This is a genomic window from Cobetia sp. Ld8 (genome assembly GCF_045066615.1).
Lineage (GTDB): Bacteria > Pseudomonadota > Gammaproteobacteria > Pseudomonadales > Halomonadaceae > Cobetia > Cobetia amphilecti.
Genome location: NZ_JBISHF010000006.1, coordinates 496666 through 509415 on the forward strand (window position 1 = coordinate 496666; position 12750 = coordinate 509415).

Sequence of the window (12750 nt, forward strand, 5' to 3'; positions counted from 1 at the left end):
GCCAGCAGGTGGCCCGGGAGCGAGGCGGCCGCGCGCAGCGGCTGGCCATCAGCTTGATTCCTACGCCGGTCCTAACCGGTTCAGGTTCCACGGGACCCCTTGCTGGCAAGCTCGCGCGTCAGGGCGGCGAAGCATGCATGCAGGATCTCAGCCGGTTCCACCGGCACCCCGTCAAGCGTGTTCAGATTTCAATGCGAGGGTGTTGCCCGAAGCGTCAGGCTTGCCCCGGGGAGCATTCTCGCATCCAGGCTCTGTTGGCCTGTCAGTCGTGCCATCCATGGGGATGGCGTCATCCCGAGCGGCTCATGGCGAGCGCCGGGACGTCAGTCTGTCATGACTCAAGCGCGATCGAGGCCCATCTGCCAGAAGTCGATCTCGAGTCGCGTGGCGTCCCGGAAGACATCGACCAGTTCACCCAATCGACGCTCCGAGACTTCCGAGAGTCGCGCATCCAGCCATTCACGCTCGGCTTCGACGGCTTCCTTGAAGTCATCGCTTGAGTACATCGCGATCCAGTCCGCGTACGGGTTGTTCTCGATCTCGGTGGTGTCCTGATCGAGCAGCCACTCGGCGATCTCACCGTAGCCGATCAGGCAGGGCGCGAGCGCCACGTGCAGATCGAGCAGGTCGCCGCGCTGGCCGCAATCGAGCACGTAACGGGTATAGGCCAGGGTGGCGCGGGATTCCGGCAGCTCGCTCAGGTCATCCTCGCTGATGCCCCACTCGCTGCAGTAGCCGATATGCAGATCGAGCTCGGTATTGAGGATGGTGTCCAGACTGGCGGTGGCCTGACGCAGCTCCGCGAGGGTGCGGCTCTTGTAGGCGGCCAGCGCCCAGGCGCGCGCGAAGTGGATCAGGAACAGGTAGTCCTGCTGCAGGTAATGGCGGAAGGACTCCTCCGGCAGACGACCTTCGCCCAGCTGGCGAACGAAGTCGTGCTCGAGATAGTCACGCCATTCCTCGGCGCAGGCACTGGTCAGGTCGTTGAAACTAGGCATGACGCATCCCTCGGTGAGCGTGCTGACGACCCGTGATGGGGCGACAGGTCTCTGGCGCAAGCGTGGCCAGTACCGGAACAGGAGCAGGGGAAAGCGGGGGAGGTGCCGACAGTCACCGTGAGAAAGTGGTGACGATATCGAGTGGCATCGCTTCGCGCTTGATCCCTACGCCGGTACTAGCCGGATCAGGTTCGGCGGGATCGTCATTCACGCAAGGACATTGCCTGCGCATGACATCTCAGCCGGTCTTACCGGCACCCCGTCAAGCTGTGACATGTGAGTCACGATGCAGCGAGTGTAACAGCCCTGAGGCGTAGAAGAAGGGCAGTGTGAGCAAAAATGCATACGACTTTGGGAGGCATGCCGAACGTGTGAAGAGCCTCAAGCGGGTTTGTAGAAAGCCGTGAGCGGGTTCATGGAAAGTCTCAAGCGGCAAGGCCGGCCATGAGCGCCGGCAGGTGGCGCGACAGTCGCTCCAGGTCACGCGGCTCATCGACATCCCAGCTGGTCGGCAGGCAAGCGGCCGTTCTCCCCGCCCGTGCCAGCAGCGTCAGGGTGTCCCGGCAGACATGGGCATGACTCCAGTGGGGCAGCAGGAAGGCTTGCTGGCAGGGCGCCTTGAGGCCGATCAAGCCATAGCCGCCATCGTCGGTGGGCTGCAGCACCGCGTCGTGAGTGCGCAGTCTGTGGGCTGCCTCGCGCAGCCGCTGGCTATCCAGCGCCGGTAGGTCGGAGCCCATCAGCAACACCGGCCCCTCGGGAAGATGTCGGGCCATGGCCCGAGACATTCGCTCACCGAGTTCCCCCTGCGGCTGCGCCTCGAAGGTGAGGTCGGCAGAGGCATCGACAACGTTTCGCAGCCGGGCTTCCAGCGCTACCCGCAGAGCCGCCTGTTCAGGTGCCTGGCTCGACGGCTCGGCAGAGGCCGTCAGCATCACCACGACCTTGCCGAGGCGCGCGGCGCAGGCGTGGTCAACGATATGGCTCAGCATCCGCGCATAGAGTCGAGCTGCGCCCTCGGGGCCGAGTGCGGGGATCAGGCGTGTCTTGCAGTGGCCGGCGATGGGCAGGCGACCGAAGATGATGAGAGTCGGGCGCACCTCTGACGCGGCATCAGCTGTGGGCAAGGTAGGCAACGCCGTATCACGCATGGGGCATGCCGCGCTGCTCACAGGCCTGCGCCGCGGCGCGATAGCCGTAAAGGCGTGCCAGGCGTGCAGGGGAGACGCCACACCAGGCCGCCAGCCGCAGTCCCCACATCTTGACGATGGTGCGCCAGACGCCGTGGGTCTCCCAGCGTCGACCGCTGGTGGTAACGCGCGCAGTCAGGTTCATTGGCGGGGTCAGATGCTTGAGCTGGGCACTCAGCCAGATATCTTCCATCAGTGGCATGTCGGCAAAGCCGCCGATGGCCTCGAAGGTCGAGCGCTGCACGAACTGGGTCTGGTCGCCCGTGCTGATGCTGGTCAGCCGCGAGCGCAGATTCATCATGGCAGCGATCATCGGTAACCACGGCGACTCGCCCTTGATGCTGACATCGAAGCGGCCCCAGTCGCTGCGGCGATGCGTCGTGACGGCCTCCTTGAGCAATGCCAGCGCATTGTCGGGCAAGTCGGTATCGGCATGCAGAAACAGCAGCCATTCTCCGCGTGCACGCGCGGCTCCGGCATTCATCTGGCGTGCCCGGCCCGGCTCACTGTTCAGCACGGCATCACACAGCGGTCGGGCCAGTGAGGGGGTGCCATCCGTCGAGCCACCATCCACCACGATCACTTCACAGTCACCCCCCGCGCGCAGGCGACTCAAGGCAATCAGGGTTTGCACGATGCCGGCTGCCTCGTCATTCACCGGCATCACGATGCTCAGCCAGGGAGCGCGCGTCAGGTGCGTGCATGTGCTCGACAGGGAGTCCCGGCTGGCGGACGTCCGTGATGCTGGGGGTGGCTGCTGGTTCATGGCGGCAGGCTCCGACGATGGCGTATTCGTTGGATCATACGCAGGAGTTCGTAGGCTGGATGCACGGGCGAGAGACGCTCTCTCAACGCGTCATCGTTCATTAAACGCTTGGCGTCGATCCAGTGTCGCTCCATGGCCACACAATGCCTAGCTGGCCATTGGGTGCATGCGAGGGCACAGGACTACATTTCTGTAATTCGCAGGCGGGGCATGAACGGCAGGTTTTCTGAGTCTGCAGCAGGCAAGCGCTGCATTCATCGGCCCTATTCATAGGTCCTCTCCCAGGCAGCTCCTGGAAAGAGAGCCTGGAAAGAGAGCCTGAAGAGAGCCTGGAAAGAGAGCCTGGAAAGAGAGCCTGAAGAGAGTGCTTGGAGAGAGGGCTTGGAGAGAGGGCTTGGAGAGAGGGCTTGGAGAGAGGGCTTGGAGAGAGGGCTTGGAGAGAGGGCTTGGAGAGAGGGCTTGGAGAGAGCGCGTGACTAAGGGCCAGGGCCTCGCTTCTCAAAAGCCCGTTCTGCTGGAGGTCAGGCCATCAATCGAAGGTGAGGCGATAGAGGCCAGCCGCGCCACTATCCGAGGTGAAGTACAGGCTGCCATCAGGGCCGAACAGGACATCGAGCGGGCGAATCCAGCGCTGACCGCTGCTGCTGTCCTGCAGGCCGGTCAGCACTGGCATCAGGCGTGCTTCAGTGTCTGGCGTCGCCAGCTTGAGGCCCAGCAGGCGAGGCTCACGGCGGCTGGCCGGGTCACCCGCCGCGTTGCCGGAGGGCGCCGTGCCCCAGCTGCCGTGGACTGCCACCACGACATCCATGTCTGCAGCCAATGGATGCTCTGGCGGTACCACCGCGATTCCCATCGGCGCACTGCGAGCGGGGATCTCGGCCAGCGGCGGCTCAATCTCGTCACGCTCACGCGGTGAATCGCTAGTGATGCAGTCATCCGCCTGCCAGCGGCCATCGACCCACTGATACCAGGGCATGCCATGGAAGCTGCCTTCGCGGGCTGCGACCACCAGCTCGCGAGGTTGCTCATAGCCCCAGTGGTCGGGGCCGTTGTTGGTGGCCAGCAGACGCGGCTCATCTTCCCTACCTGGCTGCCAGGCGAGGCCTACCGGGTTGCGCAGCCCGCTGGCCCAGGGCTGCCAGAGCGGCGCATCGCCGGATTCCTCAAGGCGCAGCACGCCGCCGCGGCGTTCACTGAAGGAGTAACCCTGGTCGCTGCCTGCAAGGTATTGATTCGAGCAATTGCCCTGGATGCCCAGCGCCAGATAGAGGCCACCATCCGGCCCGAGACTCAAGGTGCGCGAGTTGTGGCCACCGCCGCCGGGCAGGGCGATCAGCTCACGAAAGTCATCGCGGGTGAGAGACTCGCCACGTGAATAGTTGGCGACCAGCAAGGCGGCGGTGGTCGCGACATAGAGCTTGTCGCCGCGCACCACCAGCGAGTGAGGGTAGCCCGACAGTTCGACCAGCGTCTTCACTGCAGAGAGGTTGCCGTCCGGCGTCAGCTGAGCGCGATAGACACGCTCGGCCCGCGAGCCGATCAGCAGCTCGCCAGCATCAGTGAGATGCAACATGCGTGGACTGTCGAGCGAGGCCAGCCGCTCGAGCGTGGCGCCCTCAGGCAGCTTGAGCGCTGGGGCATCACTGGGCACTTGCTGAGCGCTCACCAACAACAGTGAAGAAGTGCCTGTCTCTGCCTGGACCGGCAGAGACAATGCGAGACAGGCCGCCGCGGCACTTGCGACCAGACGTGCCGTCACTCTTGTTGCCACACTTGTCGCCAAGCCTGTCATCAGGCATGCCGTCACTGCCCGGGACAGTGAGGGGCGCCGGGACGATGCGCTTGTGAGGTGAGCGGTGTGAGTCTCGATCGGCATCCTTGCCTCCTGTCATTGAGCCATGCGCATTCAGTCTGGGAGCTGATGGCCTGATCCGCCAGTGCTGCCCTCAGCCGCGCTTGCTGGTCTTGCGGCGATGCTTGAAATAGCGGCGCCAGCCCTTGAGCGAGAAGAAGGAGTAGGTGCGCGCATAGAAGCGGGATTCCTGCCAGCCCGGTTGTTGCTCCATTTCCTGCGGGCTCTTGCGCCAGCGCTTGTATTCCCACTGATACTGGGCCGGCGCCAAGGCGATCGCCGCTTCCACCGAGGCATTCACCCCGCGTGCCGAGGCGACTTCCTCTTCGCAATAGACCCCCTCATCCGCAGCGAGGAAGTGGATGGCGAAGCCATGGCCATCTTCCAGGCGCTGGGCGACACCGGTGACGACGCGCGCATCGGTTCTCGCCACCAGCTTGGGCAGCAGGGTGGCGGTATAGGCGGGCCGGCCATAGAAGTCGGCGAAGACGCCGCTGCCACGGCCCGGCTCCTGATCCGGCAGTATGCCGATCGCTTCGGCGCGCTTGAGTGCCTTGAGCAAGGCGGCGACGCCACGCGAGTTGGTGGGCACCAGGCTCGCGCCCATGCGCTCACGGCCATTGCGGATGATCGGGTCGAGGCGTTCGAACTTGGGCGGCTCGTACATGGCGGTGAACGGGAAGTGGCTGGAGAGCCAGAAATTGAGCACTTCCCAGTTGCCGAAGTGCGGCGCCAGCACGATGACACCGCGCCCCTCGGCGCGCGCCTCGTCGAGCAGGTTGCGGCCGTGGACCTCGAGAATCGAATCGCGCACGGCGTCTTCATCGCCCAGCCACACCTTGCCCAGTTCCAGCATGGTGGCGGTGGAATGCGCGAGGCTGTCGCTTGCCAGACGCGCGCGCGCCTGCCTGTCGAGCTGCGGGAAGGCCTGGCCCAGATTCTGGCGCGTGACCCGGCGCTCACGGGGATTGCACAGCTGCACCACACGCGCCAACGGGCGCGCCAGCCACCAGAGCTGGCGGGTGCTGAGCCCGGACAGTCGTTGCCACAGACAGGCCACGGAGTTGGCCTTGAGAGGAGTCAGGCGCTGTTCCATGGCCTGTTCGAACCGCTTGAGAGTCTTGTCCATCGTCACACGTGAAGTTCCGGTGGTCTGGCGTGAAAGATCGCGCCTGTCTGACGCGAAGGCAGGCGCCGTGACATCGTCAGGTGTCGCGGTGCCGCACTCGAATGATGCTCATTGTGCCAGAGGGGGGCGGTGCCTGCAGGCTCCATCGTGGCAGGCGCAAGACACTGGCGCGGGGTATCATTCAGCACTCAGACAGTCGCCACCTTCGATACGTTCACCTGCTGCGGAATTGCCCGTGCCGCCGCGGTGTCGCGCGTGGCGCCGAGTCGTCACCGCCAGCCGTGTGGTGACGTCGACCCTCATCGCCAGTGTCCCTTGCCGCGGAGCCCTGATGTCAGCCCCTGATTCCCTCGTTCCCTATCCGCCTGCGGATACTGTCTGCCCGCTGTGTGAGGCGTCCCAGAGCCAGCATGTACTGCACCTGGTACAGCGGCGCAGGCCGTGCCCCGACACCGGTCGGCGCCCGCCCGCCGACGAGCGCGATTACCTGCGCTGCCCGGAATGTCATCTGCTGTATCTGGCGCCGTCCCAGCGCCTGGATGCCAGGGCAGAGCAGGACATCTACGACCAGCACGAGAATGACCCGGCAGACCCGCGCTATCGAAGCTTCCTGGCCAAGCTCTTCACGCCGATGTGCGAGCGGCTCGCGGCCGGTGCCAGCGGGCTCGATTTCGGCTGTGGGCCGGGGCCTGCACTGGCGCAGATGTTCGAGGAGGCGGGCCATCCGATGGCGCTGCACGACCTCTATTATCATCCGAACCCGGCAGCGCTCACCCGCCAGCATGACTTCATCGTCAGCACCGAGGTGATCGAGCATCTCTTCGCGCCGGGCGAGGTCTTCCGCCAGTGGTTGCGCTGCCTCAAGCCCGGCGGCCTGCTGGGGGTGATGACGCAGCCCGCCTCGGATGACCCGGAGGCGCTCAGGCGCTGGCACTACCTGCGTGATCCGACGCATGTGTGCCTGTTCAGCCCGGCGACCTTTGCCTGGCTTGCGCGCACGCACGGACTCGAGCTTGAGCAGGTCGCCAACGACAGCGTCATCTTCCGCGTGCCCCAACCCACCTGACAAGGGCGCGGGACAGGGCATGGATAGAGCGCAGGAAAGCGCGCAGGAAAGCGCGCAGGAAAGCGCGCAGCGACACCCAAGACCATATTGTCGCCAAATGACGCAAAAAGGCTTGGTTTTGGCGCGGACTGTCACTATATTGCCCGCGCCTTGACGTATTCTCGCAAGGCAAACTTCCCCTCCCGACGATATCCGCACCTTGCGGCATTGGCTGATCGCTGACTGGCGGCCGGCCGAGGATCTGGTCATGCCCCGTCATCTGCTGTTGATGTCCCTTGCGCCCCTGCTCGGCCTTGCCTTGCTGGGGATCGGTAACGCCATGCTGACCTCGCTGGTCCCGTTGCGGCTGTCTGCCGCCGGCGTCTCGAGCGAGGCGATCGGCCTGATCAGCTCGGCCTACTATCTGGGCCTCGGGCTCGGCGCGCTGGTCAACGACCGCCTGCTGCTGCGCATCGGCCATATCCGCGCCTATGCCGGCTTCGCCTCGCTGGTGGCGGTCGCGGCACTGGCCATGGGGCTGGGCGACCACCCGGTGGTGTGGTTTCTGCTGCGCATGATGATCGGCTGGTCGCTGGTCGGAGTGTATCTGGTCATCGAGAGCTGGCTGCTGAGCGCCGCCGACCCCGCCGTGCGCGGGCGCCTGCTGGCGCTTTACATGATCGTGCTTTACGGCGCGGGGGTGCTCGGTCAGCTGCTGCTGGGCGTGACCGCCATGCTGAGCCTCGAGGCGGCCTTCATGCTGGTGGCGATGCTGGCGGCGGCCTCGGTATTGCCGCTGGTGCTGCTGCCGCGTGTCTCGCCGCTGATCGAACAGTCCGAGCCCCTGAGCCCGTGGCGCCTGATTCGCATCACGCCGACGGGCGTGTTCGGCTGTCTGGCCTCGGGACTGGTGGTGGCGGTCATCTATAGCCTGCTGCCTCTGGCACTGGGCGATGGCGGCACCCTGAGCACCGCAGAGATCGGTCAGCGCATGGCGCTGGTGATTCTCGGCGGCATGCTGCTGCAGTACCCCATCGGCCGCTGGTCTGACAGCCACGATCGCCAGCAGGTGCTGATCATCCTGTCGATCGGCATCGTCGGCTTCGCCGCCTTGCTGATGGGGCCGGCGCGCGAGGGTATCGCCCAGCTGACGGTACTGTTCCTGCTCGGCGGTGCCGCCTTCACGCTCTATCCGGTGGCGGTCAGCCATGCCGCCGACCGTGCGCCCGCCGGTGCCCTGGTGCGCATGAGTCAGGGCCTGCTGTTGATCAACGCGGTGGGGTCGACCCTGTCGCCGCCTGCGGTATCGCTGCCGATGGCCGAGATGGGAGCGATGCCCGGCATGGCGCTGAGTCTGGCGGTGATGGGGGGCGGCATGCTGCTCTTCTTCGTCTGGCGACGCGTGATGCGTCCGGCGCCGCAGCCGTTGGCGCCCTTCGAGACCCATGCCCCGCAGACACCGCTGGGCACCGAGCTTGCGGTCGGGCCTGAGCTCGTCGAGGCCGCCGAGGAGCACCTGCGTGACGCCGAGGCCGATGACCCGCTGGTCGAGGTCACGCGTGAGCTGGTCGCTGACATGCCGGAGCTGATCACGGATGCCTCGCTGGACAGCCTCGAGGAGATCGAGGTCAAGGAGGAGCAGGCGCTGCACGACGAGCAGGCCTTGAATGACGAGCAATCATTGCAGGACGCGCAGCGGCAGGTGCTGCCACGCGATGACGCGCCGCTGGCGCGCGACTGAGGGCCGCTGGCGCGGCGCTGTCCAGACCTGGCTGGCCGGGCCTCCCGCCCGGGAATCAGCGTGCGGGATCGACCAGATTGCCCTGTGAGCTGTTACGCCGGAACCAGCCGGTGACACTGGCACGCGCCTGATGCGTCGGCAGCACCTCATGGGGGATCTGCTCGGAGAGGAAGCACACGAAGGTGCCGGCCTCGGGGGTGACACGCGCCATTTCGCGGCTGTCATCCTCGGGGTCGTAGAGCACGATCTCGCCGCCGCCATCGCGCGGCCAGTCCTCATTGAGATAGAGCACGCTGGAGATCAGGCGATTGCCGCGGCCGCGAAAACTGTCGAGATGCTTCTTGTAGAAGCTGCCGACCGGATAGTGGGCAAAGTGGGCCTCATACTCGAACAGCCCCAGATAGAGGGCACGGTTGAGCTCATCCTTGAGCACGTTCATCGCTTCCAGATAGGCGCGCTGGGCACGCGAATTGCGGTCCAGCCAGCGAATCGCGTCGCCGCGGATGTCCGGGCGCAGATCATGCTCGCGCCCGCGCCCGATACCCGCCGCCGTCAATTGCTGCCGCGTCTCAAGCTCCGTCAGTTCATCATTGAGCTGACGAATGACCTGGCGCGGCAGGAAGTCGGGGCGCACGCTGTAGCCATGCTCGACCAGTTCATCGATCAGCAGGTTGAGTGCGACAGGGTCCAGCAGTGGGGCGGGTGCAGGTGCAGCGGGCATCAGGCGCTCCGAACGGGAAGTGGCGTGGCATCGTGGGCGAGGAGTTATAGTCCAGTGCCATTGTCGGTGCAATATCGTCGGGGCAATGGCAATGGCAGCGGTGCGATGCCATCAGGGCGATGACATCAGGGGAATGGCGAGCCGCTCGGCGGGAACACACCTTGTCTGGTTCAGCTGCTCAGGAGCTCAGTAACTCAGGAGTTCAGGATCTTGAGCTTCAGGGCCGAGGCGGCACTGGGCGCGGCGGCAGATGGCGCAGCGGGGCACCAGGCGGTGGCGCTGCCTTGAGGCTCACGGCATGGCCGAAGCCGATGGCCATCAGTTCGACCAGCATCATCGAGGACAGCCCCCACAGCACCTGGTCGGCCACACGATAGCTGGGCACGTACCAGGTCTCGTCACCGACGGTGATCACATCGGTATGCTCGCGCTCGTCCTTTAGCAACATGCTCAGCGGCATCTCGAAGATCTGCTCGATCTCGCCGGGGTCTGCGCGCAGCGGCAGGTCGGCGGGAATGCGTCCGACAAAGGGCGTGACGCGCATGCCGTGCAGGGAAATCACGTCGCTCAGCTGGCCGAAGACCTCCACGGCGCTGGGCGGCAGCGCGACTTCTTCCTCGGCTTCGCGCAGCGCGGTGGCCAACAGATTGCTATCATCGGGTTCGGCCTTGCCGCCGGGGAAGGCCACCTGGCCGGGGTGCTGGCTGAGATGGCTGGCACGCCGCGTCAGCAGCAGCGTCGGTTCGGAACGATCGATCAGCGCGATCAGGACGGCGGCGCGGGGCAGCTGGTGGTCGGTCGCAAGGGGTTGATGTGCTTGCAGGCGTTGGCGCAGGGCTTCTAGCATGTCGTTTCCTCGTAGGCATTCATCATGTGGCGCGAGGGTCCTGGCGGTCAAGGCGACTGCCATGCCGCTGGGCCCACCGCGCAGCGAGGAAGCGGAGACGGGATGTCACTGAAGGGCGCCTTGAGATTTCATGGGAGAGCGAATGAATTATTGCAGTCACTGTGGTGAAACGGTGCGTCTGGCAGTGCCGCAGGGCGATGATCGTCTGCGCTACCTGTGTGATAGCTGCGGCACCATCCATTATCAGAATCCGCGCATCATCGCGGGCACCCTGCCGGTGCGGGATGGCAAGGTGCTGCTCTGTCGGCGTGCCATCGAGCCACGCCTGGGTTATTGGACCCTGCCGGCCGGCTTCATGGAGAACGCCGAGACCACCAGCGACGCCGCTGCCCGCGAGACGCGAGAAGAAGCCGGCGCCGAGGTCAAGCTGCAGGGGCTCTATACGTTGATCGACCTGCCGCACATCAATCAGGTCTATATGCTGTTTCGGGCCGAGCTGATCAGCGACTACTCGGCGGGCGTCGAGAGTCTCGAGGTGGCGCTGTTCGCCGAGGAGGAGGTCCCCTGGCAGTCACTGGCCTTCCCGACCATGGAAGTGACGCTGCGCCGCTACTTCGAGGACCGCCGCCACGGCGAGGGTGACGAACATTTCCCGCTGCATCTCGAGCAGATCGACCTGGAAACCCGCGAGCACTTCTTCAACACCACCTTCCTGCCCGCGAGCTAGAGCGTCTGGCCATTGCTGACCTCGCGTGCCTCGTTCTTCGGGGTGCGCGGGGTCAGAACGTTTCCAGTCGCCAGCAATCGAAGGCGACTTCTTCATAGGGATGGGCGTCGCGCAGCGCCGCCACGGCAGCGGCGATGAGCGAATCGTCACATACCAGCTCTATCTTCAGTTCGGCGACGCGCTCCAGCGTGCCGCAGGTCCCGATATGCGGATTGGCGCTGGCCAGTGGCCGAAACTGGCCGGTGCCGCGTGTCTCGAAGCAGCAGGCCTCGTAGTCGCCGATGCGCCCTGCACCGGTGGCGAAGACGGCTTCCTTGACGGGTTCGGCGTCATTCTCCGGGACGAAGAACGCAAGCTTGTACATCGGATGACTCCTGGCAGAAGAGTGAGAGGGCGCTGTCATCAGGTGGCCCTGATCGACAGGGGTGCGTCAAGCGTGGCAACGGATGCTGGCAGTGCCTGCGTCACGCTCCCGGATGATGGCATAATGCGCGCTGCAACGGCCAAGGACATCGCCATGCTCAAATGGATCAATATCTCACTGCTGCTGCTGCTGGCACTGCTCCAGTATCGGCTGTGGTGGGGCGAAAATGGCATCACCGAATTATTCGATATTCGCGCACGCGTGCAGCAGCTTTCCAAGGAAGATGCGGTGCTGGACAACCGCAATCAGCGGCTCGGTGCGGAAGTGGTCGACCTCAAGAATGGTCTGGCGGCCATCGAGGAGCGTGCACGCAATGACCTCGGCATGGTGCGCAAGGACGAGCAGTTCCTGTGGGTGCCCAATGTCGCGGTGCCGGAACGCAAGGCACCATCACCCGATGAAGTGGCGGACGGTGCGCTGGAGGGCAAGGGCCTGGAAGGCGGGCTGCCCAAGGTGATCACGCCATGATGCCGACAGACGCCTCGCGCGAGCCCCGTCTGTGGTATCTGGTGCCGGCCGCCGGCGTTGGCAGCCGCATGCAGGCCGACCGCCCCAAGCAGTATCTGGAGCTGTCACCCGGCGGCTGCGTGCTGGAGGCGACGCTGGCGACGCTCAAGCGCGCGCTGCCCGAGGCAGGGCTCTGTCTGGTGCTGGGCGCCGATGATGGCTATTTCTCGCCGTCGATGGTGCCGTGGCAGGACTGGCTGCGCGCCGATGGCGGCAGCGAGCGTGCCGACAGCGTGCTGGCAGGCCTGGATTGCCTGAGCCGCCACGCCCATGACGATGACCTCGTGCTGGTGCACGATGTCGCGCGTCCCTGCGTTCGCGAAGCCGATATCCATGCGCTGGTCGCGACCGCTCGCCGCAGTGCCGATGGTGCCATCCTCGCGGCCCCCGCCAGCGACACCATGAAGCGCGCCGCGCCGGCCGGCGACTCCCGCCCGCATGGCGATGGCGATGAAGAGCGTGCGCCGAGCATCGCGCATACCGAACCCCGCGTCGGCCTGTGGCATGCCTTCACGCCGCAGGCCTTCCCGTTGGGCCTGTTGCGACGGGCGCTGCGTGAAGCGCTTGGGAAGAACCCCGCGCTTATCACGGATGAGGCCTCGGCACTGGAGGCCTGTGGCCGTGCCCCCGTGCTGGTCGCCGCCGCCCGCGACAATCTCAAGATCACCCATCCGGAAGACCTCGCCATGGCGCGCCTGCTGCTGGCCGCGCGCGAGGCGCTTCCCGATAGCCCCCGGACGTCTGCCTGACATGACTGAGCAATCTGCAACACCCGCCGCTGCCACTTCCTCTGCGCAATCCGC

General features: G+C 65.4%; 13 protein-coding genes and 2 riboswitches. Of the genes, 5 read left to right on the forward strand and 8 right to left on the reverse strand.

From position 1 onward, the window contains the following. Window positions 1-40: 40 nt before the first annotated feature. Window positions 41-181, reverse strand: a riboswitch (TPP riboswitch). A 157-nt stretch (window positions 182-338) separates the two neighbouring features. The 5 genes from tenA to ACJJV2_RS03830 all read right to left on the reverse strand — a co-directional run bounded on the left by tenA (window position 339) and on the right by ACJJV2_RS03830 (window position 5935). Continuing rightward, on the reverse strand, window positions 339-998 hold the full coding sequence (gene tenA, locus ACJJV2_RS03810) for a thiaminase II (RefSeq protein ID WP_043331406.1): 660 nt from the start codon (window positions 996-998) through the stop codon (window positions 339-341). A 145-nt stretch (window positions 999-1143) separates the two neighbouring features. After that, window positions 1144-1270: riboswitch (TPP riboswitch) on the reverse strand. Between the two features lie 153 nt (window positions 1271-1423). Continuing rightward, window positions 1424-2125 (reverse strand): TIGR04282 family arsenosugar biosynthesis glycosyltransferase, encoded by a 702-nt coding sequence (locus ACJJV2_RS03815; protein WP_405278403.1) that lies wholly within the window; start codon window positions 2123-2125, stop codon window positions 1424-1426. Between the two features lie 16 nt (window positions 2126-2141). Next, window positions 2142-2852: a TIGR04283 family arsenosugar biosynthesis glycosyltransferase gene (locus ACJJV2_RS03820; protein WP_405278405.1), complete on the reverse strand. Its 711-nt coding sequence runs from the start codon at window positions 2850-2852 to the stop codon at window positions 2142-2144. A gap of 631 nt (window positions 2853-3483) precedes the next feature. After that, complete coding sequence (locus ACJJV2_RS03825) at window positions 3484-4605, reverse strand: PQQ-dependent sugar dehydrogenase (protein ID WP_405278407.1); 1122 nt, start codon at window positions 4603-4605, stop codon at window positions 3484-3486. Between the two features lie 295 nt (window positions 4606-4900). Then, entirely contained in the window at window positions 4901-5935 is a 1035-nt protein-coding gene (locus ACJJV2_RS03830) for a lysophospholipid acyltransferase family protein (protein ID WP_405278409.1), read from the reverse strand. A gap of 331 nt (window positions 5936-6266) precedes the next feature. Here ACJJV2_RS03830 and ACJJV2_RS03835 point away from each other — a divergent pair, with 331 nt between their 5' ends. Further along, the gene (locus ACJJV2_RS03835) at window positions 6267-7001 is read left to right on the forward strand and encodes a class I SAM-dependent methyltransferase (protein ID WP_405278411.1); all 735 of its coding nucleotides are present in this window, start codon (window positions 6267-6269) and stop codon (window positions 6999-7001) included. Between the two features lie 247 nt (window positions 7002-7248). After that, complete coding sequence (locus ACJJV2_RS03840) at window positions 7249-8721, forward strand: MFS transporter (protein ID WP_405278413.1); 1473 nt, start codon at window positions 7249-7251, stop codon at window positions 8719-8721. A gap of 55 nt (window positions 8722-8776) precedes the next feature. On the opposite strand, the gene ACJJV2_RS03845 is transcribed toward ACJJV2_RS03840, so the two are convergent. Together ACJJV2_RS03845 and ACJJV2_RS03850 are read right to left on the reverse strand one after the other, a co-directional pair. Next, on the reverse strand, window positions 8777-9442 hold the full coding sequence (locus ACJJV2_RS03845) for a 2OG-Fe(II) oxygenase (RefSeq protein ID WP_225347116.1): 666 nt from the start codon (window positions 9440-9442) through the stop codon (window positions 8777-8779). A 217-nt stretch (window positions 9443-9659) separates the two neighbouring features. Beyond that, window positions 9660-10289, reverse strand: coding sequence for a CoA pyrophosphatase (locus ACJJV2_RS03850; protein WP_405278415.1), 630 nt, complete (start codon window positions 10287-10289; stop codon window positions 9660-9662). Between the two features lie 142 nt (window positions 10290-10431). Between ACJJV2_RS03850 and ACJJV2_RS03855 the strand changes: the two genes are divergently transcribed. After that, entirely contained in the window at window positions 10432-11016 is a 585-nt protein-coding gene (locus tag ACJJV2_RS03855) for an NUDIX hydrolase (protein ID WP_054555560.1), read from the forward strand. 52 nt (window positions 11017-11068) lie between these two features. Here ACJJV2_RS03855 and ACJJV2_RS03860 read toward each other — a convergent pair whose 3' ends face one another. Further along, the gene (locus ACJJV2_RS03860; protein ID WP_405278418.1) at window positions 11069-11380 is read right to left on the reverse strand and encodes an NGG1p interacting factor NIF3; all 312 of its coding nucleotides are present in this window, start codon (window positions 11378-11380) and stop codon (window positions 11069-11071) included. 123 nt (window positions 11381-11503) lie between these two features. On the opposite strand from ACJJV2_RS03860, the gene ftsB reads away from it, so the two are divergent. Continuing rightward, complete coding sequence (ftsB, locus tag ACJJV2_RS03865; RefSeq protein WP_225347115.1) at window positions 11504-11908, forward strand: cell division protein FtsB; 405 nt, start codon at window positions 11504-11506, stop codon at window positions 11906-11908. Next, complete coding sequence (locus ACJJV2_RS03870) at window positions 11905-12696, forward strand: 2-C-methyl-D-erythritol 4-phosphate cytidylyltransferase (protein WP_405278420.1); 792 nt, start codon at window positions 11905-11907, stop codon at window positions 12694-12696. Before ftsB ends, ACJJV2_RS03870 begins: the two co-directional genes overlap by 4 nt. Window positions 12697-12750 lie beyond the last annotated feature (54 nt).

What these genes read in the sequence shown, in the direction of transcription:
- tenA (WP_043331406.1), bottom strand. Translation starts at nt 998, where the DNA reads ATGCCTAGTTTCAACGACCTGACCAGTGCCTGCGCCGAGGAATGGCGT.
- ACJJV2_RS03820 (WP_405278405.1), bottom strand. Translation starts at nt 2,852, where the DNA reads ATGCCGGTGAATGACGAGGCAGCCGGCATCGTGCAAACCCTGATTGCC.
- ACJJV2_RS03830 (WP_405278409.1), bottom strand. Translation starts at nt 5,935, where the DNA reads ATGGACAAGACTCTCAAGCGGTTCGAACAGGCCATGGAACAGCGCCTG.
- ACJJV2_RS03835 (WP_405278411.1), top strand. Translation starts at nt 6,267, where the DNA reads ATGTCAGCCCCTGATTCCCTCGTTCCCTATCCGCCTGCGGATACTGTC.
- ACJJV2_RS03840 (WP_405278413.1), top strand. Translation starts at nt 7,249, where the DNA reads ATGCCCCGTCATCTGCTGTTGATGTCCCTTGCGCCCCTGCTCGGCCTT.
- ACJJV2_RS03845 (WP_225347116.1), bottom strand. Translation starts at nt 9,442, where the DNA reads ATGCCCGCTGCACCTGCACCCGCCCCACTGCTGGACCCTGTCGCACTC.
- ACJJV2_RS03850 (WP_405278415.1), bottom strand. Translation starts at nt 10,289, where the DNA reads ATGCTAGAAGCCCTGCGCCAACGCCTGCAAGCACATCAACCCCTTGCG.
- ACJJV2_RS03855 (WP_054555560.1), top strand. Translation starts at nt 10,432, where the DNA reads ATGAATTATTGCAGTCACTGTGGTGAAACGGTGCGTCTGGCAGTGCCG.
- ACJJV2_RS03860 (WP_405278418.1), bottom strand. Translation starts at nt 11,380, where the DNA reads ATGTACAAGCTTGCGTTCTTCGTCCCGGAGAATGACGCCGAACCCGTC.
- ftsB (WP_225347115.1), top strand. Translation starts at nt 11,504, where the DNA reads ATGCGCGCTGCAACGGCCAAGGACATCGCCATGCTCAAATGGATCAAT.
- ACJJV2_RS03870 (WP_405278420.1), top strand. Translation starts at nt 11,905, where the DNA reads ATGATGCCGACAGACGCCTCGCGCGAGCCCCGTCTGTGGTATCTGGTG.